Source organism: Streptomyces sp. NBC_01497, assembly GCF_036250695.1.
Classification (GTDB): domain Bacteria; phylum Actinomycetota; class Actinomycetes; order Streptomycetales; family Streptomycetaceae; genus Streptomyces.
On the sequence record NZ_CP109427.1, the window covers coordinates 4,139,378 to 4,161,598 of the forward strand.

Consider the following 22,221-nt stretch of genomic DNA (forward strand, 5'->3'; position numbering starts at 1 on the left):
AATGTCAGAGCTGACCCTGACGGTCATGCGGCTGGGTTTCCTGGCCGTTCTGTGGCTGTTCGTCATCGTGGCCGTCCAGGTCATCCGCAGCGACCTGTTCGGTACGCGTGTCACGCAGCGCGGCGCACGCCGTGGCGCCGCGGGCGACACGCGATCGCAGCAGACCCGCCAGAACGCCGCGCCGCCGCACCAGCGGCAGCAGCAGCCCCAGCAGGGGGCGGGCCGGCAGCGCCGGGGCGCCCCCACGAAGCTGGTGGTCTCCGAGGGCACCCTCACGGGCACCACGGTCGCCCTGCACGGGCAGACCATCACGCTGGGGCGCGCGCACGATTCCACGATCGTGCTGGACGACGACTACGCGTCCAGCAGGCATGCCAGGATCTACCCGGACCGTGACGGCCAGTGGATCGTCGAGGATCTCGGCTCCACCAACGGCACGTACCTCGACCGGACCCGGCTGACGACGCCGACGCCGATCCCGCCGGGTGCTCCGATCCGCATCGGCAAGACCGTCATCGAGCTGCGGAAGTAGTCACGACAATGATCGAGCGGAGCGAGCGAGCCGCCACGGTCCGAGCAGCGGACCGGCAGGTGCTCCCGACCGGAGGGTGGGCAGTGTGGCTCCAGACCGGCTGGCCCCGGATTCAGCGGGCGGCCCGACCGGAGGCATGCGCATGACACTCACGCTGCGCTTCGCCGCCGGGTCGCACAAGGGCATGATCCGCGAGGGCAACGAGGACTCCGGCTACGCGGGGCCCCGGCTGCTCGCCATCGCCGACGGCATGGGCGGCCAGGCGGCGGGCGAGGTCGCGTCCTCCGAGGTCATCTCCGCGCTGGTGCAGCTCGACGACGATGTGCCGGGCTCCGACGTGCTGACGTCGCTCGGCGCCGCCGTCGAGCGCGCCAACGAACAGCTGCGCCTCATGGTCGAGGAGGACCCGCAGCTCGAAGGCATGGGCACGACCCTCACGGCACTGCTGTGGACGGGCCGCAGGCTCGGCCTCGTGCACGTCGGCGACTCCCGCGCGTACCTGCTCCGCGACGGCCTCCTCACGCAGATCACCCAGGACCACACCTGGGTGCAGCGGCTGGTCGACGAGGGCCGGATCACCGAGGAAGAGGCCACCACGCACCCGCAGCGGTCGCTGCTGATGCGCGCGCTGGGCAGCGGCGACCGGGTCGAACCGGACCTGTCGATCCGCGAAGTACGCGCGGGTGACCGGTATTTGATCTGCTCCGACGGCCTGTCCGCGGTCGTCTCGCACCAGACGATCGAAGAGGCGCTCGCCGACTACCAGGGCCCCCAGGAGACCGTCCAGCGGCTGATCGAGCTGGCGCTGCGCGGCGGCGGCCCGGACAACATCACCTGCATCGTCGCCGACGTCCTGGACCAGGACATGGGCGACACCCTCGCGGGCCGGCTCAGCGACACCCCTGTCGTCGTCGGCGCCGTCGCCGAGAACCAGCAGCTCGGCAACCACGACCCCCACCTGATGCAGACCCCGGCGGGCCGTGCCGCGGGCCTCGGCAGGCCCGTGCCCCACCAGCCGGGAGGCGGCGGCTTCGGCCCCCCCGGCAGCGGCGAGGCCGGGTACGCCGGAATGCCGCCCGAGGGCGGCTTCGGCGCGTACGACGACGACTACGGACCTGACGGCGGCGCGCCGCGCAAAAGGCGTACCTGGCTCAAGGCCTCGCTGTACACGGCGCTGGTCGTGATCGTCGTCGCGGGCGGCCTCTACGGCGGCTACCGCTGGACGCAGACCCAGTACTACGTGGGCTCCGAAAAGCAGCACGTGGCGCTCTACCAGGGCATCAGCCAGGACCTCGCCTGGGTCTCGCTGTCGAAGGTGCAGACCGACCACCCCGAGATCGAACTCAAGTACCTCCCCGACTACCAGCGCAAGCAGGTCGAGGGCACCATCACCGAAGGCAGCCTCGGCACCGCCCAGGGCAAGATCAAGGAGCTGGGTACTCAGGCCTCCGCATGCAAGAAGAACGAGGAGCGCAAGCAGGCCGAGCGCAGCTCGGAACAGCAGGCGAGCAAGCCGCCGGCGCCCACGAAGTCCGGTAAGCCGACGGACAGCACGTCACCGGGCACGGGCTCCACGGGTGCCGCGGGGGGAACCACCGGCACCGTCGGCGAGCAGACCGCCTTGCACTCCACCGTCCACCAGCCGAAAACTCCTCCCTCTCCGGGCCCCACCCTCTCGGAGGAGGAGCAGAAGCTGGTCTCGAACTGCGAGCAGCAGTAACGGGCCAGGGGGCCTCTTCACCACCATGAGCATCTCCAACACCACCACCATCGGCGCGATCGACGCGCCCAGCAGGCGCAACACCGAGCTTCTCCTGCTCGTGTTCGCCGTCGCCGTCGCCGTGTTCGCGTACCTCAACGTCGGGCTGGCGCTCGACGGCAAGGTCCCGTCGGGGGTGCTCGGTTACGCGCTCGGCCTCGCGGCCCTCGCGGGCGTCGCGCACCTCGTGGTGCGGAAGTTCGCGCGCTACGCGGACCCGCTGCTGCTCCCGCTCGCCACCCTGCTCAACGGCATCGGGCTCGTCTTCATCTGGCGCCTGGACCAGTCGCCCCGGCTGATCAGCCTGGCCAAGGTCGCGTACGGCACGTTCACGCCGTCGGCACCCAAGCAGATGCTGTACTCGGCGATCGGTGTCGCGATCTTCGTCGTGGTCCTTCTCTTCCTCAAGGACCACCGCGTCCTGCAGCGGTACACGTACGTGTCGATGGTCGTGGCGCTGATCCTCCTGATCGCCCCGATCTTCTTCCCGGCCCAGTTCGGCGCCCGCATCTGGATCCGCATCCCGGGCCTCGGCTCCCTGCAGCCCGGGGAGTTCGCGAAGATCATCATCGCGATTTTCTTCGCCGGCTACCTCATGGTGAAGCGGGACGCCCTGGCGCTCGCCAGCCGCCGCTTCATGGGGCTCTACCTGCCCCGCGGCCGGGACCTCGGCCCGATCCTGGTGATCTGGGCGCTGTCCATCCTGATCCTGGTCTTCGAGACGGACCTCGGCACCTCGCTGCTGTTCTTCGGCCTCTTCGTCGTCATGCTCTACGTGGCGACGGAACGGACGAGCTGGATCGTCTTCGGACTGCTGATGTCGGCGGCCGGCGCCGTGGGCGTCGCCACGTTCGAGCCGCACGTCCAGTCGCGTGTGACCGCCTGGCTCGACCCGTTCTCCTGCTACACCACGGACAAGACCGGCGCCTGCGAGCAGGTCGGCCAGGCCCTGATGTCGTTCGGCTCGGGCGGCACGCTGGGCAGCGGCCTGGGTCAGGGCAACTCCGACCTGATCGGCTTCGCCGCCAACGCCGACTTCATCCTCTCCACCGTGGGCGAGGAACTCGGCCTCGCGGGCACGATGGCGATCCTCCTCGTGTACGGCCTGATCGTGGAGCGCGGCATCCGGACGGCCCTCGCGGCCCGCGACCCGTTCGGCAAGCTCCTCGCGGTCGGCCTCACCGGCGGCTTCGCCATTCAGATCTTCGTGGTCGCCGGCGGTGTGATGGGCCTCATCCCGCTGACCGGTATGACCATGCCGTTCCTCGCGGCCGGCGGTTCCTCCGTCATCGCCAACTGGGCCCTCATCGGCCTGCTCATCAGAATCAGCGACACCGCCCGCCGACCGGCTCCGGCCCCCGCACCCTCAACCGACGCCGAGATGACCCAGGTGGTCCGACCGTGAACAAGCCTCTGCGCCGCATCGCGATCTTCTGCGGCCTCCTCGTCCTCGCCCTGCTCGTCCGCGAGAACTGGCTCGGCTACGTCAAGGCGGACTCGCTCAACACGAACGCGCACAACCAGCGCCCCACCATCGAGCGCTACAGCCACGCGCCGGGCAACATCATCGTCGACGGCAAGCCGGTGACCGGAGCCGTCAAGACAGACGACACGTACTTCAAGTACAAGCAGACCTGGAAGGACGGCCCCATGTGGGCGCCGGTCACCGGGTACGGCTCGCAGGTGTACGGCTCGACGCAGCTGGAGAGCATCGACGACGGCATCCTCAGCGGCACCGACCCGCGCCTCTTCTTCGACCGCACGGTGTCCATGTTCACGGGCAAGAACCAGAAGGGCGGCGACGTCGTCACCACCCTGAACGCGGACGCCCAGAAGGCCGCCTACGACGGGCTCAAGGGCAAGAAGGGGGCGGCCGTCGCGATCGACCCGTCCACCGGCAAGATCCTCGCCATGGCCTCCACGCCGAGCTACGACCCGTCCACCATCGCGGGCCGCACCGACGGCACGGCGTGGTCGAATCTCTTCAACGACAAGAACGACCCCCTGATGAACCGGGCGCTGCGCCAGACGTACCCGCCGGGTTCCACGTTCAAGCTGGTCACCGCCGCCGCCGCACTGCAGAACGGCACGGTGAGCGACCCGGACGCGAAGACCGACTCGCCGCTGCCCTACATCATGCCGGGCACGACCACGCCGCTGAAGAACGAGGGCAACCTGCCCTGCAAGAACGCGACGCTGCGCCTCGCGCTCACGGTCTCCTGCAACAGCGTCTTCGGTCACCTCGGCGTCGAGCTCGGCAAGGACAAGATGCTGGACGAGGCGAAGAAGTTCGGCTTCAACTCCGAGCAGTTCATCCCGGTCCGCGCGGACGCCTCCGAGTTCCCGACCGACATCAACCAGTCGCAGACCGCGCTGTCCTCCATCGGCCAGTTCGACACCCGCGCCACGCCGCTCCAGATGGCCATGGTCGCCTCGGCGATCGCCAACGACGGCAAGCTCATGAAGCCCTACATGGTGGACGAGCTGCGGGCGCCCAACCTGGACGTGATCGACAAGACGCAGCCGGAGCAGATGAGCCAGCCGCTCAGCGCGGGCAACGCGCAGAAGCTCCAGTCGATGATGGAGTCCGTCGTCAACGACCCGATGGGCACCGGTGGCTCGGCGAAGATCAGCGGCGCCACCGTGGGCGGCAAGACGGGTACCGCGCAGAACGGTGTCGACAACAAGGGACTGCCGTACGCCTGGTTCGTCTCGTACGCGAAGGTCGGCAACAGTTCGCCGGTCGCGGTCGCCGTGGTCGTCGAGGACGGCGCGGCCAACCGCGACGACATCTCCGGCGGCGGCCTCGCGGGCCCCATCGCGCACGACGTGATGAAGGCCGTGATCGACAGTGGCAAGTGAGCCGCACGGGATCGCGCACAGGGTGCGGTCACAGCCGCGCGTCCGGATACCGAGGGGGGAAGCCTCCTCCGTACCGGTCGTGTATCAGCTCGTCCGCCCCGGCGAATCCGGCTCGGCGAGCCCGGTAGCCTTTGCGCGGACAGCACACCGCCGGACCACACGCAGGTGCGGTCGGTACTGACGGAGAGGGCCGGAACAGACATGGATGAGCCGCGTCGCCTCGGCGGCCGGTACGAGCTGGGCTCGGTGCTCGGCCGTGGTGGCATGGCCGAGGTCTACCTCGCGCATGACACCAGGCTCGGCCGGACCGTCGCCGTGAAGACGCTTCGCGCGGATCTCGCGCGCGACCCGTCCTTCCAGGCCCGGTTCCGCCGGGAAGCCCAGTCCGCCGCCTCGCTCAACCACCCGGCGATCGTCGCGGTCTACGACACCGGCGAGGACTACGTCGACGGGGTCTCCATCCCGTACATCGTCATGGAGTACGTCGACGGCTCCACGCTGCGTGAACTGCTGCACTCGGGCCGCAAGCTGCTGCCGGAGCGCACGCTGGAGATGACGGTCGGCATCCTCCAGGCGCTGGAGTACTCGCACCGCAGCAACATCGTCCACCGCGACATCAAGCCGGCGAACGTCATGCTGACGCGCACCGGCCAGGTCAAGGTCATGGACTTCGGCATCGCGCGCAACATGGGCGACGTCGGTATGACGATGACGCAGACGGCGGCCGTGATCGGCACCGCGCAGTACCTCTCCCCCGAGCAGGCCAAGGGCGAGAGCGTCGACGCCCGCTCGGACCTGTACTCCACCGGCTGTCTGCTGTACGAGCTGCTCACCGTCCGTCCGCCGTTCGTGGGCGACTCCCCGGTGGCCGTCGCGTACCAGCACGTACGGGAGGAGCCGCAGACTCCCAGCGTCTTCGACCCGGAGATCACGCCCGACATGGACGCGATCGTCCTCAAGGCGCTGGTCAAGGACCCCGACTACCGCTACCAGTCCGCGGACGAGATGCGCGCCGACATCGAGGCGTGCCTCGACGGCCAGCCCGTCGCGGCGGCGGCCGCCCTCGGCGCCGTCGGATACGGCGGCGGCTACGGCGCGCAGGACCAGCCCACGACGGCCCTGCGCCAGCAGGACCCGGGCGGCCATACTTCGATGCTCCCGCCGATGAACCCCGACGACGGGGGTTACTCCGGTCACGCCGGTTACGACGACCGGTCGGGCGGCCGGCGGCGGCAGCAGAAGAAGTCCAACACCGGCACGATCCTCATCGTGATCGCCGCTGTCTGTGTGCTGGTCGGCGCGATCCTCATCGGCAAGTCCATCTTCACCGGCGGGGGCGCGGGCTCCCAGCAGACGGATGTCCCCTCGCTCGTGGGCCAGACGATGGCACAGGCGAGGCAGCTCGCGACCAACGCGGACGTCAAGGTCTCCCAGTCCGGCACCGGCCGCTGCGCGCAGCCCAAGGGCTCCATCTGCAGCCAGACACCCGCGGACGGCCGGATGGACACCGGCGCCACGATCTCCGTGGTCGTCTCGGCGGGCGCGCCGAAGGTCGACGTGCCGGACGAGAAGGGTGAGGACCAGGACTCCGCGACCCAGGACCTGCAGGGCAAGGGCTTCAAGGTCGACGTGAAGACCGTCGAGTCCGAGCAGGACGAGGGCACGGTCATCGACCAGAACCCGGCGGGCGGCTCGCAGGCCGCCAAGGGCGCGACGATCACCTTGAAGGTCGCGAAGGCGGCGAAGGTCAACGTTCCGCCGGTGACGGGCCAGCAGCTCCCGCAGGCCCAGGCGCAGCTGGAGAAGAACGGTTTCGTGGTCGACGTCGAGCAGGTCGACAACGACGCGCCGGCCAACACGGTCGTCACGCAGAGCCCTCAGGCCAACGTGTCGGCGGCCCTGCACAGCCACGTGAAGCTCCAGGTCTCCAAGGGCCCGGCGAAGCCGCAGGTCGCGGTTCCGGCGATCGCCCCAGGGACGAAGCTCGCCGATGCGATCAACGCCCTCAACGGCGCGGGCCTGAAGCCGGCGGTGGCCGACGGCAACCCGTCCGATCCGAACAACTCGTATGTGACCGGCATCACCCCGGCGGCCGGCACCATGGTCGACCAGGGGAGCACCGTCACTGTGAGCACGGTCGGTCCGCCGTCCGGCAACGGCGGCAACCAGAACGGCGGTCTGCCGAACGGCTTCTTCGGCGGGGGCCACTGACCGCCACCACACCGCCGCCACTGCCGAGTACACGTACGGGGAAGCCCCCGCGTCCTGTGCGGACGCGGGGGCTTCCCCGTGCGTGGGACCCGCTCCCGGGCCGTTACGGACGACTCAGCGCAGCTCGGGCGGCGGCGTGCGGTCCTTGTCGACCTTCTGGGTGCGCACCAGCTGGGACCAGACGATGTAGCGGTAGTCCGAGGTGTAGATCGGCGTGCAGGTCGTCAGGGTCAGGTAGCGGCCCGGCTTGCTCTTGCCGGACTCCTTCGGGATCTGCTGGATCGTGTTGACGTTGTACTTCGACGTCGACGCGAGGATCTTGTAGACCTTGTAGACGTACCAGGTGTCACGGGTCTCGATGACGACCGGGTCGCCGACCTTGACCTTGTGGATGTTGTGGAACTTCGCGCCGTGGCCGTCGCGGTGCGCGGCCAGCGTGACGTTGCCCTTCTTGTCCCACGGCAGCGCCGACTTGACGGGGGACGTGTAGTAACCGGCCACCCCCTGGTTGAGCACGCTGACCGCGGTGCCCTTCTTGATGAGCACCTCGCCGTTCTTCATCGACGGCACGTGCAGGAAGCCGATGCCGCTCTTCGTGTCGAACGACGGGGCCTTGCCGTCCTGGCCGGCCGGCGGCGCCGCGGCCCAGTGCTTGCGCACCTGGTCGGCCTGCTGGTCGGCCTGCTTGTCGGCCGTCACGTTCGTCCACCACAGCGAGTAGACGACGAAGAGGCCCAGCAACAGGCCCGCCGTGATGAGCAGTTCCCCGATGACGCCGAACACGGAGGCGACGGGGCCGCGTTTCGCCTTCGGGGGGCTCGGCTGTGACGTCGTCTCCTCGCGCCCGGTCGTGGATGCCACCCCTGTTCGCCCCGTTCCAGTTGTCGATCTCGTCCTGCGTGTGCGCGGCGCCCGTCAGTGGTGCTGGAGGGCGGCGGGAAGCCCCTGGCTGCGCGGCTGTTCGCTGACCATCTTGCCCCAGACGATGAGCCGGTAGGTGCTCGTGAACTCCGGCGTGCACGTGGTCAGCGTGATGTACCGGCCCGGCGTGGTGAACCCGGATCCCTGCGGGATCGGCGAGATCACGCCGACGTTGGAGGGCGAGGTCTGCGGGAGGGTCCGCGTCATCTCGTACGTGTAGTACTCGTCCTGCGTCTCGACGACGACCTTGTCCCCGGGCACGAGCTGGTTGATGTAGCGGAACGGCTCGCCGTGGGTGTTGCGGTGACCGGCGAGCGCGAAGTTGCCGGTCTTGTCCTCGGGCATGGCCGTCTTGAGCCCGCCCTCGGAGTAGTGGCCGACCTCACCGTGGTCGAGGACCTTCTCCTTGCTGACGCCCTGCGCGATCGGCGCGACCACGTCCAGCTTGGGGATGTGGATGATCGCGAAGCCCTGACCAGGCTCGAAGGCCCCCGCGGCGGGGCCCTTGTTGCTCTTCCAGGTGCTCTGGATCTTGCTGGCCTCGTTGTTGGCGAAGTTGTCGGCCCTGACGTTGGTCCACCACAGCTGGTACGTCACGAACAGCAGCATCAGCACGCCGAAGGTGATGAACAGTTCGCCCACGGCCCGGCTGACGACGACCCCCGGGCTGTCCTTGAGGGCGCGCGCCGCCTGGCGCGCCTCGATGCGCGTGAGGGGGCGGCCCGGCGGCCGCTGCTGGGCCGCCGCGGGAGCCGTCGGGGCCTTCTTGCGGCCACGGGTGCCCGCCTTGGCGGCCTTGCGGCGCTCGGCACGGCCCCCGGCCGGGGTGGCGGCCTCGGTGTCGCCGTCGACGGCACGGCGTACGTCGGCGGTCCGCAGGGCCACGGTCTCCTGATCGACCGCGCCGACGCCCGTCGGCACGGCGGCCGTCGGGACGTCCGGTACGGGCGGCGCCTGAGGCTGCGGCTGCTGCCGCGCCTGTTGTCGCGGATGCTGTTTCGGCTGGCGCGGCTCCTGTTGCGCCTGGGGCGGCTGCCGCACGGGACCGGCCGGTGCCGGGGGCCGGTTCCGGGCGGTGCCCCCGGAAGCCCCGAGAGGCAGCGATATGAGCGTCTGCTCGGCGTCGGAGAACGCGGGCGCGGTGGACGCCGGTGCGGGCGGCGTCTTCGGCAGGAAGGCGGTCGCGTCCGCGTCCGGCCTCGTCCCGGGTGCCGGTGCGGGCGGGGTCATGCGGAGATGCGCCGTCGCCTCGGGGCCCGGCGCGGGCGGGACAGGCGGGGAAGCGGCGGGCCCGGGTGCCGGCGGTGTCTTCGGCAGGTATGTCGTCGCCGCATCCCTCGCCGGCGCGGGAGAGGCGGGCGCGGGAGAGGCGGGCGCGGACGCCGCGGGCATGGGCCCCGCGGCACGTGCGGGACGGACCTTCGCCAGATACGTGGTCGCGCCCGCGTCCTGTTCCCGGTCGGCGCTCGGCGCGGCCGGTCCGGAGGTGGCGGCGGGCGGCGGGTCCTGTCTTTCCGGCCGCACGGCGTGCCGGGCAGGGGGTGGTGCCGCCCCGCTGCCGCCCGGCGGCACCACCGGCCGTGTCGGAGGAACGGGGGCGGGGGCGGACGCGGCGGGCTGGCGCGCGTGCTTGCCCACAGGCCGCTCGGAGGGCGCCGGTGACGGGGTCGGCCCGCTCCCCCCGGTCCGCTGCGGGGCGGCGCCGGCACCCGGGGCGGGCACGGGCGCAAGGCCCAGGTCCGGCATCCCGGCGTGATCCTGCGCCCCGGACGGGGGAGTCGCCGACGCCGGTGGCCCGGTCCGGGCGCGGCGACCTGTGCCCGCGTCGCCGGTCCGCTCCCCGGACGCGGTGCTCCGCGCCTCCCGCGGCCGGTCCGCGTCGCGGTTCTGTGCCCGTGCCGTGTCCGCGGCCCGGTCGCCCGCCCGCGTCGGGGCGGGCGGCGGCGGGGCCTCGCCGTCCTCGGGCCGGACCGCGCGTGCGGTGGCGGGGATCGGGTCCGTCAGCGGATCGGCGAGGCCGCCGACGACCGCCTCGAACGCGTCGTCATCGTCGTCGCGTCCCTCGTACGTCCCCTGTGGCTTGTACGAGGCGCCGATCTCGCCTTCGTGCTCGGGGCGGAGTGCGGTCACGCGACGACAGCCTTCCCCACCACCGGCGCCAGCCCGGCCGACCGGGCCACCGCCTCCGGGTCACCGCACTGGGCCAGCCAGTTGGCGAGCATCAGGTGGCCGTGTTCCGTGAGCACCGACTCCGGGTGGAACTGCACGCCCTCCACGGGAAGTTCGCGGTGCCGCAGCCCCATCACGATGCCGTCGGCCGTGGTGGCGGTGACCTCCAGCTCCGGTGGGACCGTCGTGGGTTCGGCGGCGAGCGAGTGGTACCGCGTCGCCGTGAACGGTGACGGCAGCCCCGCGAACACGCCCTGCCCGCCGTGCTGGACCGGCGAGGTCTTGCCGTGCAGCAGTTCGGGGGCGCGGTCGACGACACCGCCGTACGCGACGGCCATCGACTGCATGCCGAGGCAGACGCCGAAGACGGGCACGCCCGTCGCCGCGCAGTGGTGCACCATCTCGACGCAGACGCCCGCCTGTTCGGGGGTGCCGGGGCCCGGTGAGAGCAGGACGCCGTCGAAGCCGTCCTGCGCGTGGGCCGTCGTCACCTCGTCGTTGCGCAGCACCTCGCACTCGGCACCCAGCTGGTAGAGGTACTGGACGAGGTTGAAGACGAAGCTGTCGTAGTTGTCGACGACAAGAATGCGCGCGCTCATCCGGCCGCACCTCCCGATCCGCCGTCGACCGTGACGTCGTTGAAGGGCAACAGCGGCTCCGCCCACGGGAAGACGTACTGGAACAGCAGATACACGACGATCAGTGCGAGAACGATCGAGAGGGCCGCACGCACCCACGTGTTGCCCGGCAGATGCCGCCAGAACCACCCGTACATGCCGCGCTCGCCGCCCCTTCGGTCCCTGCCGCCCCGGGCGTAGCGCCCGCGTTCCGCTCGCACCAGACTAAACGTCGGCGGCGGCGCGTGGGCAGCGCATGGGTGAGCTGCCCGGGGGGTTTGCGTTTGTGCTTCGTCACAATGATCGCAGCGCTGTTCGGGCGCCGCACTCAGTCATTTCACAGGCTTCGCGTAGTGCAGGTCCGTCGTGCCTGCGTAACCGGGCAGCGTGGTCCGCCCGTCGTCGTGGACACGCCAGCCGAGACCGTACGCCTGTACGTACAGCAGGTAGTTCTGGATCGACGGTGCGTCATCGAGCGCCCGGCGCAACTTCTTCGGGTCGCCGATCGCGGTGATCTTGTACGGCGGTGAGTAGACGCGGCCCTGGAGGATGAGCGTGTTGCCGACGCAGCGCACGGCGCTCGTCGCGATCAGCCGCTGGTCCATGACGCGGATACCGCGCGCCCCGCCGCTCCAGAGCGCGTTGACCACGGCCTGGAGGTCCTGCTGGTGGATGACGAGGTCGTTGGCCTGCGGCTGCGGGTAGCCGGGCGCGGCGGTGGCGTCCGGCGGGGCGTCGTCCAGGGTGACGCTGACGGCGTCGCCGTTCAGGGCCAGGGTGCCCGCGCTCCCCTCAAGACCGTGCAGGCGCGCGTCCTCGGCGGCGGTGGACCTGTCGTCGCGGCGGGCGAGCGAGTCGACGTCCTTGCGTACGGCGGCGTCCGACCGGTCGAGGCCCGCGTTCTTCGCGCTGCGCTCCTGGACCAGGTCCGACAGCTTCAGCAGGGAGGCGTCCGTACGGATGTCGGTGCCCTTGGCGGTGTTGAAACTCGTCACGAAGATCAGGCCCGCCAGGGCGAACACGGCGAGGGTGAGCAGGCGTACGGGCCGTGCCCGCCAGACCGGCGCGGGATGCGGAGCGCGCTCGTCCGGGGCTCGGGGGTCCGGTGCGGAATTGCTCAACGTACCCTTATCTCCTTGGGCGCCACGGAAGCACTACGCTAACGGAGCGCCTGGCCGGGTCGCCTCGTCCCCCCGGTCCACGGGCCGCCGGCCGTTCAGTCCCCTGCGCGGTCACGCAGCACATCGACAGGAGAGTTCCTCGTGCCGAAGTCCCGGATCCGCAAGAAGGCAGATTTCACGCCGCCGCCCGCCGCGAAGGCGGCGACGGACATCAGGCTGTCCAATCGCAACTGGGTCGCCCCGGTCATGCTGGCGATGTTCCTGATCGGCCTGGCCTGGATCGTCCTGTACTACGTGACCGGCGGCGATCTGCCGGTCGACGCCTTCGGCAGCTGGAACATCGCGGTGGGCTTCGGCTTCATCGCCGCCGGGTTCGGCTTCTCCACACAGTGGAAGTAACGAATCGCCTCCGGGCGTAACCCGGAGCCGGTCCCGGGAGTTATCCACAGGCGTTTCCACAGCAGGGGAAAAGGTCTGAAGATCTGTGGATAACTTCGCGGGAAGTTGACGCCGGTGTGACCGCGACGGCGGTCACCCGGCCCGCCGGTCACCCGGCCGGTGGCCGCCCCGCGTCCCGCCTTCCCCGTATACCAGCAGGTCAAGCGGTGCTCGCACGGGACTTCCCACCGCACGAGGCCCGGCGGACCCCCCTGCGGGACGGACGCCACGCACAAGACGCACAAGTTCCGGCACATTCTGTGGACAACACTGTGGGCAGAGTCGATCGGAAACGGTCAGGACCGGTACCCTGCACCGCGCCCGACGCTCCCGCCAGGGCTTCCCGCACCGGTCATGGTCAGGCCGGACCGCCCCCGTACCCGGGGCGCCTCCGCCCGGAGCGTCCCGCACAGCCGCGGTCGGCGCCCGGCGGCGCCCGGTCCTCTGGCCGGCATCGACGGCCCTGCCACGACGTGGCCTCAGGTCAGCATCGACGTTCTGACAGCGATCAGGACGACCGTGACCACCAGCACGCCGACGCAGGTCCCCGCCTGGACGAGATCGCGGTGCGCGCGCGGCGCGTGCACCAGTCCGATCGCCATGAGCGCACCCGCGACGAGGCCCCCGATGTGCGCCTGCCAGGCGATGCCCGCCCAGAAGAACGTGATGAACAGGTTGATCGCCAGGAGCGCGATGACCGGCCGCATGTCGTAGCGCAGCTTGCGCACCAGGACGGCCGTCGCGGCGAACAGCCCGAAGATGGCCCCCGAGGCACCGAGTGAGGCCTCGCCGGGGCTCGCGACCACATACGTCAGCGCGCTGCCCGCGAGGCCCGAGATGAGATAGAGCGCCGTGTAGCGCAGCCGGCCGAGCGCCGCCTCCAGCGGGGCGCCGATCCACCACAGGCTCAGCATGTTGAAGCCGATGTGGAAGATCTCCACATGGTCGAAGACCGACGTGAACAGCCGGTACCACTGGCCGTCCGCGACGCCGAAGCCCCACAGCGCGAGGTCGTTCCCCACCGCGCCCTTCAACTGCGCCAGGATGAACACCGCGATGTTGACGCCGATGAGGATCTGCGTGATCAGCCGGGGGTTCTGACCGGGCCGCACCGGCGCGCCCGCGATGGTCCGGGGCCGGTTGTCCGGCCGCCTCGGACCCGCGGGTGCCCTCGGCGAGGAGGCCGCCGCACCCGCCGCGACGGCGGAGACCGCGTGTGCCCCGGCCGGGGCACCGGGGCCCGTACCCCGTACACAGTCCGGGCACTGGAAACCGACCGACGCGCTCACCATGCACTCGGGGCAGATGGGACGCTCACAGCGCGTGCACCGCACGCCCGTACCGCGTCCCTGATGCCGGTAGCAGCTGGGCAGGCCTTCGCCCGCGGCCGACCGCTCTGGCTGGTCCATCGCTCCCACGGTCCTCTTCACCTCGGTGACGACGACGGCTGAGCCGGCGTCCCTGACCCGGAACGACGGCGGAGGGCCCGCCGCCGGTCTCGTCCTCGCGGACCGGACCGGCCGGCATCCGCACCCGCCCCCCACCCGTCCGGGCACAGCCGGTTCTCAGGGCTGTATCCACTACACGGACGGGCGGGGTCGGAAGGTTCCCGCGCGGTTCAGCGCGTTTCGACGGAGACCGTCTCGATCACGACGTCCTGCAGGGGGCGGTCCGTGCGCGGGTTGGTCTTCGAGCCGATGATCGAGTCCACGACCTTCTTGCCGGCCTCGGTGCTGACCTCGCCGAAGATGGTGTGGCGGCGGTTGAGGTGACCCGTCGGGACCGCGGTGACGAAGAACTGCGAGCCGTTGGTGCCCGGGCCCGCGTTGGCCATCGCCAGCAGGTAGGGGCGGTCGAACGAGAGGTCGGGGTGGAACTCGTCGCCGAACTCGTAGCCGGGGCCGCCGGTGCCGTTGCCCAGCGGGTCCCCGCCCTGGATCATGAAGCCCTTGATCACACGGTGGAAGACGGTGCCGTTGTAGAGCGGCTCGCTCGTACGCTCACCGGTCGCCGGGTGCACCCACTCGCGCCCACCAGTGGCGAGGTCGACGAAGTTCTTGACCGTCTTCGGCGCGTGGTCCGGGAAGAGCCGGATCTCGATGTCGCCGTGATTGGTCTTCAGGGTGGCGTAAAGCTGCTCAGCCACGATGTGCCTTCCGTGAGTCTGCTCTGACCTTCCCGATCCTCGCACGGACGGCGGCCCGGATGGGCGCGCGGGCATGCGAGAGCACCCCGGGGCGCATTCGAGGCCTCTGCGGGGGTAGCGGGTAGCGAGGCCCTTCGGGGAACGACACCGGAGCGCCAGGGAAAGAGCGACGACGACGGATTCGTGACACGGATGCCTGTAACGCATGCCGAAGCGGGGTGCGGCAGGCATGATTTCAAAAAGGGTGGACAGGCGACATATCGAACGCCACCGAGGAGGATGATCCTGTGACCCGCATGGACAGCGTGCGTGCCGCTACCGATTCAGCGAGGGAGAGCGTGCAGCACGCCGCGGAAGCGGTGGCGCCGTACGCCGGAACGGCCAAGGACCAGGCCGCGCAGTATGCACACGAGGCACGCGTACGGCTCGCCCCGACGGTGTCGAAGGCCGCGCAGCAGGCGCGTGTTCAGTTCGACGCGCGCGTCGCGCCGCATGTGCCCCCCAAGGTCGACTTCGCGGCGCAGAAGGCCGCCGCGCGGACGCGGATGGCGGCACGCCAGGCGGCCGAGTACACCGGCCCCCGGGTCGAGCAGGCCAGGGCGGCGGCAGGGCCGGTGGCCGAGGAGGCCGCGGCTCGCTCGGCGGCGGCGTTCGCCGCACTGCGCGGGCACGTCACGGTCGCCGAGATCAACAAGTTGGTGGCCAAGCACCAGCGCCGGGCCAAGGCGGGTCGCGTCGTCAAGGGCCTCGCGGTCCTCGGCGTACTGGCCGGCGGTGCCTTCGCCGCGTGGAAGTGGTGGGACAAGCAGGCCAACCCCGAATGGCTCGTGGAGCCGCCGGTTGACGCCGAGGCGTCCGACCGGCCGAACCTGACGTCGGTGGACGGTTCCGCGGGTGCGGACGACACGGGTTCCGGGGCGACGATCGACTCGGAGCACGAGAACCGCAGGAAGCGCTCCTCCTGAGGGTCCTGACGGTCCGTCTCCCGGGAGGAACCGCTCCTGGAAGCCGTGATCCGGTGACCTGTCGTTGAGGAGACCGTGCAGCTGGACGGCGTGATCCCGCAAGCCGTGAACCGGGGAGCCATGGTCCGGACGTCGACGTTCCGGACGGTGGTTCTCCGGGGTGCGGTGCTGCGGGGTGCGGTGCTGCGGGCGCCCGTGTTCCGTGAGGCACTGTCCCAAGGAACTCTGTCCCGAGAGGCAGTGTCCGGAGAGGCAGTGTCCGGAGGGGCGATGTCCGGAGAGGCAGTGGCCGGAGAGGCGATGTCCCGGGAAGCGGTGTTCCGCTCTCCACGGACGGTGCGTTCTCCACGGACGGTGCGCTCCGACCGGGTGGTTCGCCGGCCGCGGGCGGTGCTCGCCGCGCGGACTTCTCCGCGTGCGTGGCGTTCCTGACGGGAGATCCGGTGACGGTCCGTCTCCTGACGGACGCTGCCGTGTCCCACAACGCGGACGGTGTTCTTCGAGGCGCCGGGATTCCCGAACGGGACCCGGCGCCTCATGCTGCCGCGAGCGCGACGTCGCCGAGCCCTTCGAGCATGCCGTCGAGGGGGAGCTGAGCGGGGATGCGGCGGACCGAGGGGGACGAGCCGTGGGCTTCGGCGGTGATGCGCTGCTTGATCGTGGGCGGCAGGGCGCGTTCACGCGGCTCGTGTGCGGCGACAGCCGGTTCCGGCGCGCGCCTCCGTTCGGCGACGCCCGTGCCCCGGGTGGCGGTGGCCCCCGGATCGACCCGTGGCGCCGGTACCTGCGCGGGCACCACCGGCGCCGGGGCGACGGTCTCGGCACCGCGGTCGGCGGGCTGGTCTGCCGGCTGCGCGGCGGAGCCGGCGGCAGCGATGGCGGGGGTGGTGAGGCCAAGCGTGGCGAGTACGGCGAAGAACGCGGTGATGAACGCGGTCCAGAGGTTCCTGACCTTGACGACGGCCATGACTCCTCGCTTTCGGGTGAGGTCCGGTCGCGCACCCGGTTCATTCCGAGTTGCGCGGTTTGAGTACGTTCATCATCATGTGGGCCCGCAGCCGATTCCGTGGGAGATACGCCGCCCCGCGCGCAGTTCGTCTGATGAACACCACCCGTTCAGTCGATCCTCACATGCGAAAAGCAGAAAACCGCCGCTTCCTCCGGGGCCTGGCGACCGTCCCCCAGCGACGTGGCAGAGGTTCCAACTCGCCTGTTCTCAGGCTCATTTGGCGCCCCGTACGGGAGACCACCGACCGCTGCACGGCTCACGGGGACGCGCAACCCGACGGCGTCACTCCGCGCCGCTCGGGCACGTCCACCCACACGCCGGCCCCCTCAGTACACGCGGGCCCGGCACTCCGCCCGCGGGTCGCGGGCCGTCCCCGTCCCCGCGCGGAGGCACGAGGCAGGGGCCGTAGACCGTCCAGGCCTCGTGCGACCGCAGCGCGACCCGCACCGGTGACCCCGCCGCCCGGACCGTTGCGAAGCGACGGGGGGGACGACCGCTCCCGCCGTGAATCCCCCACCGCACCTCCCGGCACCCGGGCAGCCGGTCCGCGGAGACCTTGGTCATCCCTCGTCCGGAAGCGAAAGGCGGCCGGACATGAGGAGATCCGCCGGCCCCACGCGCCGGAGGATGCGGTCGGCACCCTGGAGCGCTTCAGCGGCGGCGACACCCACGACAGCGGGACCTCTGCCCCTCACGTCATCCACGTCATCGCCGCGCTCCGGCCCCGGCGCCCCCGTGGTCCGCCACCCGAAATCCAGGGGATCCGCAGGACGACGAGCTGACGAAGGATGACGTATCAGGCCCGGGGACCACCGGTCGGCGCCACCGCACGGACACCTCAGCGAGCCGACCCGGTACGAGAAGAACCCCTCCGGCCCGCGCTGACGCAGGACGAAGGGGTTCTACGGGGTGGAGCCTAGGGGAGTCGAACCCCTGACATCTGCCATGCAAAGACAGCGCTCTACCAACTGAGCTAAGGCCCCGTGCCGGGAACAGCGTACCGGGTCGGGAGGTGCATCCCGAAAAAGGTTGGGACTCCCCGAGTCCGACCACGCTCCGTAAGATGCCCCACAGGTTCGCAGCAGTGAAGCTGGGGCCGCCGCTTGGGGAAGCGATGGGGAGACGCGATGGACGCCGCACAACAGGAAACGACAGCTCGTGCCAGAGAACTGCAGAGAAGCTGGTACGGGGAGCCGCTGGGGGCGCTCTTTCGCCGGCTCATCGACGATCTGGGGCTGAACCAGGCCCGGCTCGCCCAGGTACTCGGGCTCTCGGCTCCGATGCTCTCACAGCTGATGAGCGGGCAGCGGGCGAAGATCGGCAATCCGGCCGTGGTGCAGCGTGTCCAGTCGCTCCAGGATCTCGCGGGGCAGGTCGCGGACGGCAGCGTGAGCGCCGGGGAGGCGACGGGCCGCATGGAGGAGATCAAGAGGTCGCAGGGCGGTTCCGTGCTGACCACGAGTCAGTCCACGAACACTTCGGGGGCGCCCACCGTGCGGCGCGTGGTGCGGGAGATCCAGTCGCTCCTGCGGTCCGTCGCCGCCGCGGGTGACATCATCGACGCCGCGAACGCGCTGGCGCCGACGCAGCCGGAGCTGGCCGAATTCCTGCGGGTGTACGGCGCGGGGCGCACCGCCGACGCGGTCGCCCACTACGAGGCGCATCAGAGCTGAGGCCTACCGGCCGAGGGGGGCGTGCGGCATGGGCGAGGTGTTCGCGGGGCGGTACGAGCTCGTCGACCCGATCGGGCGGGGCGGCATAGGGGCCGTGTGGCGCGCCTGGGACCACCGGCGCCGCCGGTACGTGGCGGCCAAGGTCCTCCAGCAGAGCGACGCGCACACGCTGCTGCGTTTCGTGCGTGAGCAGGCCGTACGCATCGATCATCCGCATGTCCTCGCGCCGGCGTCCTGGGCCGCCGACGACGACAAGGTCCTGTTCACGATGGACCTCGTCGCCGGCGGCTCGCTCGCGCACCTCATCGGCGACTACGGCCCGCTGCCCCCCGGCTATGTGTGCGTGCTCCTGGACCAGCTGCTCGCCGGACTCGCCGCCGTGCACGCCGAGGGCATCGTGCACCGGGACATCAAGCCCGCGAACGTCCTGCTCGAAGCCACCGGCACGGGCCGCCCCCACCTGCGTGTCTCGGACTTCGGGATCTCCATGCGCAAGGGGGAGCCCCGCCTCACGGAGACCAACTACGTGGTGGGTACGCCCGGTTATTTCGCGCCTGAGCAGCTGCTGGGCGCGGAACCGGACTTTCCCGCCGACCTGTTCGCCACCGGGCTCGTCGCCCTCTACCTGCTCGAAGGGCACAAGCCGGACGCCAAGGCGCTCGTCGAGTACTTCGCCGAGCACGGCACACCGGGCGCCCCGCAGGGGGTGCCGGAACCCTTGTGGCAGGTCCTGGCCGGGCTGCTGCAACCCGATCCGCACGCCCGGTTCCGTACGGCGACGGGCGCGCGCAAGGCGCTCGCCGCCGCGCTGGAGCTGCTGCCCGCCGATCCGGCGGCGGTGTCCGATCCGGTCGAGGTCTTCGACCAGATCGGCCCGCTGCCGGCCGGGTTCGACGCGAAGGGGCCGGGCGGCACGGGCGGGCGGAGTGGTCCCGACGGTACGGGTGGTCAAGGGCGTACGGGCGGGGCGGGCCGCGTTCCCGGCCCCGCGAGCATCGGCGGCGGGCAGGCGACGGGCGGCGGGCCCGCCCCGAGGACCTCGGAGGGAACCCCACCGGTTCCCAGCACCCCACCGGCCCCGACGGCCCCACCGGTACCGGCGTTCGCCCCCACCGTGTCCCCGGTTGCCGCGACGCCCCGGCCGGCGACGCCCACCGGCGACCCCCGCGCACCGGCCCCCACGCCGCCCGACACCGGGCCCGGGCCGCTGCCCCCGGCAGCTCTCACCGCCACGCCGCCTTCGGCGACCCCCGCCACCGCTCCGGCACCGGGCCCCGCCCGGACGCCCGCCACACCGCCCTCGGCGCTCGCCCCGGGCGCCACCGGGCCGGCGTCCCTGTCCGACACCGGCAGCTTCCACCTGCCGCCGCCCGTACCCGTGCCCGCACCGGTACTCGCGCCCGCACCGCCGCACGCGGGACATCCGGCCCCGCTGCCGAACGAGCCGTACGCGCCGTACGAACCGCTCGCGGCGCACCCGTACACCCCGACCCCCCTCGCACCGGAGCGGCCGGCGGCACGGACGGCGGCCCGTTCCCACGCGGCGGCGCGGCGGCCGGGGCCGCCCGCGCGGGTCGCCGTGCCGGTGCTGCTGCTGGCGCTCGCCTGCTTCGCCGTGGGGATCTGGGCGCTCAGCGGTTCCTGACGCCGCGGCGCCGGGCGATCAGCCTCCAGCCGGCGAGCACGGCGACCAGCGCTGTCCCGGTGCCGATGCCCGCGTAACCGACCAGCCGTCTGGCGTCCGGGGCGAACCGCGCGCCGGACGCCGTCCCCAGCGCGCCGGTCACCGGATTCCCGCCCTGGACGCTGAAGGGTCCCGGCGGGCCCGCGTACGCGGGTGCCGGGGCCGGCGAGCCGGTCACGTCGAGCCGCAGCGTGATCCCGTACGGCCCCGCGCCGTACACGGAGGCCAGCTTCGGACTGAGGCTGATCCGCACGTAGTACCAGCCGGCGAAGCGCATGTCGCGCTCGCCGGCGCGGTAGGAGAAGCGGTTCTGGTACGCCACCGGCGGGAGCGGGTCCATCGACGTCGTCTTCTGCCGCCCGTCGTACAGCGGCGCGTTCGCGCTCTGGACGAACCCGAGCGCGGGGTTGAACAGGGAGACCGCGACGGCGCCGTTGACCAGGCCGAGCCCGGCGCTCCCGGTGGCCGACGGCGGCGGTTCCGGCGCGCTCGCGAGGTCCACGCTCGAAAACAGCTGCTGCCCCCAGTCCACCGGTACGCGGTAGAACACCGTCTCCCCGGGCTTGACCATCGCCGTGTATGCGCCGTGCGGCCCCACGCGTGCCGCGTCGGAGAAGCCCGTACCGCCCGCTACCCGCGTGGGAGTGCCGGGGCTCGGCGTCGGGGAGGCGCTGGGCCAGTTCTCCGGCGCCGCGGTCGGGCCGGCCTTCGTCAGACCCGGTTCGCTCAGGTGCCGCAGCTCCAGATCCCACGGGTCGGCCGACGACCCGGGGTCCCCGTCACGCCGTACGACGACGTAGTACGGACCGGCCTCGGCGCAGGTGGCGACGGGCCCGCCCACGGTGCGGTACGCGTACGCCGCCAGTGGTCTGGGGAAGTCGGTCGAGACGCCGAACTCGGACTGGTTCGAGCTGCACTCGTGGCCGTCGCGGTCCTGGAGGCTCACCTCGATCTTGTCGCCGTAGGCGACCTTCGTGCCGGTCTTCGGCACGGCGACGGCGGAGACGTACGTGTTGCTCGTCGCGTCCAGGTCGACGCGGTAGACGAGGGTCCCGGCCGCCTTGATCGTGTCGCGGTAGGTGACACCGGTGGCGAGCACCGCCGCGTCGGCGGTGCTCGTGGCGCCGGTGACGCGCCGGGCAGCGGGGTCGAAGGCGTACGCGCCCGGCGCCCCGGAGGCGGACGCGCGCTGCACGGGCGCCGCGGCCGTCACGGCGCCCAGCAGGGTGAGGACGCAGAGCGCAGCGCCCGCGGCGGACCGTGTCCCGCGCCGGTGGTCCCGCCGTCCGCGCCAACGAAATTGACGACCCGTCACACTGTCCCCCCGCTGCTCGCCGGCGGCCGGTGGGCGCCCGGTACCGGCCGGTGTCCGGTCCATCCTGCCCCGGGGGCCCCTGCTCTGCCAGGGCCCCCGCACACGCGCCCCCGCACACCTGGCCGGACCGGCCGCGCACGAACAGGACCCGCGTCCGGACAGCACGAAGCCCCGGTCGCTTCGCGCGGCCGGGGCTCGTTCTCTTCAGGACTGTGTGCGGATTGCGTGCCTCAGGCGTCGGCTCCGGAGGACGGCACGGAGTCGGTCGCCTCCGTCCACAGATCCTGCTCGGCGCGATCCGCCTGGATCTGGCGGTACACGAGGAACCCGCCGATGGCGGCCAGTGCGACCAGGAGAAGCTTCTTCACCGCGCGACCTCGTCTTTCATTGACGTAGGGGACCTTCTCTCGCCGACTATACACACCGGTCGATACCGATCGGTGACCTGTCGGCGCCTCGGCCACCGGCCCCTTCGTCCCCTTCGCGGGCGTTTTCCCGACCGGCCCGCGCACCGTCCGCGACGCCGCCTTCCGGACGCTCTCGCGCACCCGCTTCCCGTCCGACTTCCCGCTGCCGGGGCCCCCTCGTACAAACGCGTTCCCGGGTTCGCGCGGGCGCGGACGCGCACCCGGAAGCGCGCCCGTCCCCACCGCCTCGACGCAGCGTCCGCACGGGACATCCCCCGCCCGGACACACAACAGGCATAGGTCATCAAGTGCCGGGCACGCGGACCGTACGCAGAAAGCGAGAGCCCGTACCGGTCGGTGCGCCCCACGTATCGCGACCGTCTGTCGCGCCC

General features: G+C 71.4%; 19 protein-coding genes and 1 tRNA gene. 9 read left to right on the forward strand and 11 right to left on the reverse strand.

What is annotated here, in order from left to right; translation table 11 throughout:
• Position 1: 1 nt before the first annotated feature.
• The 5 genes from OG310_RS17700 to pknB all read left to right on the forward strand — a co-directional run bounded on the left by OG310_RS17700 (position 2) and on the right by pknB (position 7,364).
• The gene (locus OG310_RS17700; RefSeq protein WP_329456844.1) at positions 2-532 is read left to right on the forward strand and encodes an FHA domain-containing protein FhaB/FipA; all 531 of its coding nucleotides are present in this window, start codon (positions 2-4) and stop codon (positions 530-532) included.
• A gap of 142 nt (positions 533-674) precedes the next feature.
• The gene (locus OG310_RS17705) at positions 675-2,252 is read left to right on the forward strand and encodes a PP2C family protein-serine/threonine phosphatase (RefSeq protein WP_329456845.1); all 1,578 of its coding nucleotides are present in this window, start codon (positions 675-677) and stop codon (positions 2,250-2,252) included.
• A 25-nt stretch (positions 2,253-2,277) separates the two neighbouring features.
• Positions 2,278-3,696: an FtsW/RodA/SpoVE family cell cycle protein gene (locus tag OG310_RS17710; RefSeq protein WP_329456846.1), complete on the forward strand. Its 1,419-nt coding sequence runs from the start codon at positions 2,278-2,280 to the stop codon at positions 3,694-3,696.
• Positions 3,693-5,153, forward strand: coding sequence for a peptidoglycan D,D-transpeptidase FtsI family protein (locus tag OG310_RS17715; RefSeq protein WP_329456847.1), 1,461 nt, complete (start codon positions 3,693-3,695; stop codon positions 5,151-5,153). Before OG310_RS17710 ends, OG310_RS17715 begins: the two co-directional genes overlap by 4 nt.
• Positions 5,154-5,354: 201 nt before the next feature.
• Positions 5,355-7,364, forward strand: a complete 2,010-nt coding sequence (pknB, locus tag OG310_RS17720) for a Stk1 family PASTA domain-containing Ser/Thr kinase (protein ID WP_329456848.1) — start codon at positions 5,355-5,357, stop codon at positions 7,362-7,364.
• A 114-nt stretch (positions 7,365-7,478) separates the two neighbouring features.
• Here pknB and OG310_RS17725 read toward each other — a convergent pair whose 3' ends face one another.
• From OG310_RS17725 to OG310_RS17745, 5 genes are all read right to left on the reverse strand, one after another.
• Positions 7,479-8,225, reverse strand: coding sequence for a class E sortase (locus tag OG310_RS17725; protein WP_329456849.1), 747 nt, complete (start codon positions 8,223-8,225; stop codon positions 7,479-7,481).
• 54 nt (positions 8,226-8,279) lie between these two features.
• Positions 8,280-9,677 carry a class E sortase gene (locus OG310_RS17730; RefSeq protein WP_443078861.1) on the reverse strand — a complete coding sequence of 466 codons (1,398 nt, stop codon included), beginning with the start codon at positions 9,675-9,677 and terminating at the stop codon, positions 8,280-8,282.
• A 734-nt stretch (positions 9,678-10,411) separates the two neighbouring features.
• Complete coding sequence (locus tag OG310_RS17735) at positions 10,412-11,053, reverse strand: aminodeoxychorismate/anthranilate synthase component II (RefSeq protein ID WP_329456850.1); 642 nt, start codon at positions 11,051-11,053, stop codon at positions 10,412-10,414.
• Positions 11,050-11,229: a hypothetical protein gene (locus tag OG310_RS17740; protein ID WP_329460232.1), complete on the reverse strand. Its 180-nt coding sequence runs from the start codon at positions 11,227-11,229 to the stop codon at positions 11,050-11,052. Before OG310_RS17740 ends, OG310_RS17735 begins: the two co-directional genes overlap by 4 nt.
• Before the next feature lie 174 nt (positions 11,230-11,403).
• Positions 11,404-12,192 carry a DUF881 domain-containing protein gene (locus tag OG310_RS17745; protein WP_443078669.1) on the reverse strand — a complete coding sequence of 263 codons (789 nt, stop codon included), beginning with the start codon at positions 12,190-12,192 and terminating at the stop codon, positions 11,404-11,406.
• 141 nt (positions 12,193-12,333) lie between these two features.
• On the opposite strand from OG310_RS17745, the gene crgA reads away from it, so the two are divergent.
• On the forward strand, positions 12,334-12,591 hold the full coding sequence (crgA, locus tag OG310_RS17750; protein WP_329456851.1) for a cell division protein CrgA: 258 nt from the start codon (positions 12,334-12,336) through the stop codon (positions 12,589-12,591).
• A 518-nt stretch (positions 12,592-13,109) separates the two neighbouring features.
• On the opposite strand, the gene OG310_RS17755 is transcribed toward crgA, so the two are convergent.
• The gene (locus OG310_RS17755) at positions 13,110-14,039 is read right to left on the reverse strand and encodes a rhomboid family intramembrane serine protease (RefSeq protein WP_329456852.1); all 930 of its coding nucleotides are present in this window, start codon (positions 14,037-14,039) and stop codon (positions 13,110-13,112) included.
• 209 nt (positions 14,040-14,248) lie between these two features.
• Positions 14,249-14,776, reverse strand: coding sequence for a peptidylprolyl isomerase (locus tag OG310_RS17760; RefSeq protein ID WP_329456853.1), 528 nt, complete (start codon positions 14,774-14,776; stop codon positions 14,249-14,251).
• A gap of 287 nt (positions 14,777-15,063) precedes the next feature.
• Between OG310_RS17760 and OG310_RS17765 the strand changes: the two genes are divergently transcribed.
• Entirely contained in the window at positions 15,064-15,741 is a 678-nt protein-coding gene (locus OG310_RS17765) for a DUF5324 family protein (RefSeq protein WP_329456854.1), read from the forward strand.
• Between the two features lie 535 nt (positions 15,742-16,276).
• On the opposite strand, the gene OG310_RS17770 is transcribed toward OG310_RS17765, so the two are convergent.
• Positions 16,277-16,708 (reverse strand): DUF6344 domain-containing protein, encoded by a 432-nt coding sequence (locus OG310_RS17770; protein ID WP_329456855.1) that lies wholly within the window; start codon positions 16,706-16,708, stop codon positions 16,277-16,279.
• A 952-nt stretch (positions 16,709-17,660) separates the two neighbouring features.
• Positions 17,661-17,733: transfer RNA gene (locus tag OG310_RS17775), tRNA-Ala, on the reverse strand.
• 144 nt (positions 17,734-17,877) lie between these two features.
• Here OG310_RS17775 and OG310_RS17780 point away from each other — a divergent pair.
• Both OG310_RS17780 and OG310_RS17785 read left to right on the forward strand, forming a co-directional pair.
• Positions 17,878-18,423, forward strand: coding sequence for a helix-turn-helix domain-containing protein (locus tag OG310_RS17780; RefSeq protein WP_329456856.1), 546 nt, complete (start codon positions 17,878-17,880; stop codon positions 18,421-18,423).
• 28 nt (positions 18,424-18,451) lie between these two features.
• Positions 18,452-20,068, forward strand: coding sequence for a serine/threonine-protein kinase (locus OG310_RS17785; RefSeq protein WP_329456857.1), 1,617 nt, complete (start codon positions 18,452-18,454; stop codon positions 20,066-20,068).
• Here OG310_RS17785 and OG310_RS17790 read toward each other — a convergent pair.
• Both OG310_RS17790 and OG310_RS17795 read right to left on the reverse strand, forming a co-directional pair.
• Positions 20,055-21,320 (reverse strand): hypothetical protein, encoded by a 1,266-nt coding sequence (locus tag OG310_RS17790; RefSeq protein ID WP_329456858.1) that lies wholly within the window; start codon positions 21,318-21,320, stop codon positions 20,055-20,057. The genes OG310_RS17785 and OG310_RS17790 overlap by 14 nt on opposite strands.
• A gap of 332 nt (positions 21,321-21,652) precedes the next feature.
• Positions 21,653-21,790, reverse strand: coding sequence for a DLW-39 family protein (locus OG310_RS17795; RefSeq protein ID WP_225018557.1), 138 nt, complete (start codon positions 21,788-21,790; stop codon positions 21,653-21,655).
• Positions 21,791-22,221 lie beyond the last annotated feature (431 nt).

What these genes read in the sequence shown, in the direction of transcription:
- OG310_RS17740 (WP_329460232.1), bottom strand. Translation starts at nt 11,229, where the DNA reads ATGTACGGGTGGTTCTGGCGGCATCTGCCGGGCAACACGTGGGTGCGT.
- OG310_RS17755 (WP_329456852.1), bottom strand. Translation starts at nt 14,039, where the DNA reads ATGGACCAGCCAGAGCGGTCGGCCGCGGGCGAAGGCCTGCCCAGCTGC.
- OG310_RS17770 (WP_329456855.1), bottom strand. Translation starts at nt 16,708, where the DNA reads ATGGCCGTCGTCAAGGTCAGGAACCTCTGGACCGCGTTCATCACCGCG.
- OG310_RS17710 (WP_329456846.1), top strand. Translation starts at nt 2,278, where the DNA reads ATGAGCATCTCCAACACCACCACCATCGGCGCGATCGACGCGCCCAGC.
- OG310_RS17700 (WP_329456844.1), top strand. Translation starts at nt 2, where the DNA reads ATGTCAGAGCTGACCCTGACGGTCATGCGGCTGGGTTTCCTGGCCGTT.
- OG310_RS17730 (WP_443078861.1), bottom strand. Translation starts at nt 9,677, where the DNA reads ATGCCCGCGGCGTCCGCGCCCGCCTCTCCCGCGCCCGCCTCTCCCGCG.
- OG310_RS17735 (WP_329456850.1), bottom strand. Translation starts at nt 11,053, where the DNA reads ATGAGCGCGCGCATTCTTGTCGTCGACAACTACGACAGCTTCGTCTTC.
- pknB (WP_329456848.1), top strand. Translation starts at nt 5,355, where the DNA reads ATGGATGAGCCGCGTCGCCTCGGCGGCCGGTACGAGCTGGGCTCGGTG.
- OG310_RS17785 (WP_329456857.1), top strand. Translation starts at nt 18,452, where the DNA reads ATGGGCGAGGTGTTCGCGGGGCGGTACGAGCTCGTCGACCCGATCGGG.
- OG310_RS17780 (WP_329456856.1), top strand. Translation starts at nt 17,878, where the DNA reads ATGGACGCCGCACAACAGGAAACGACAGCTCGTGCCAGAGAACTGCAG.
- OG310_RS17705 (WP_329456845.1), top strand. Translation starts at nt 675, where the DNA reads ATGACACTCACGCTGCGCTTCGCCGCCGGGTCGCACAAGGGCATGATC.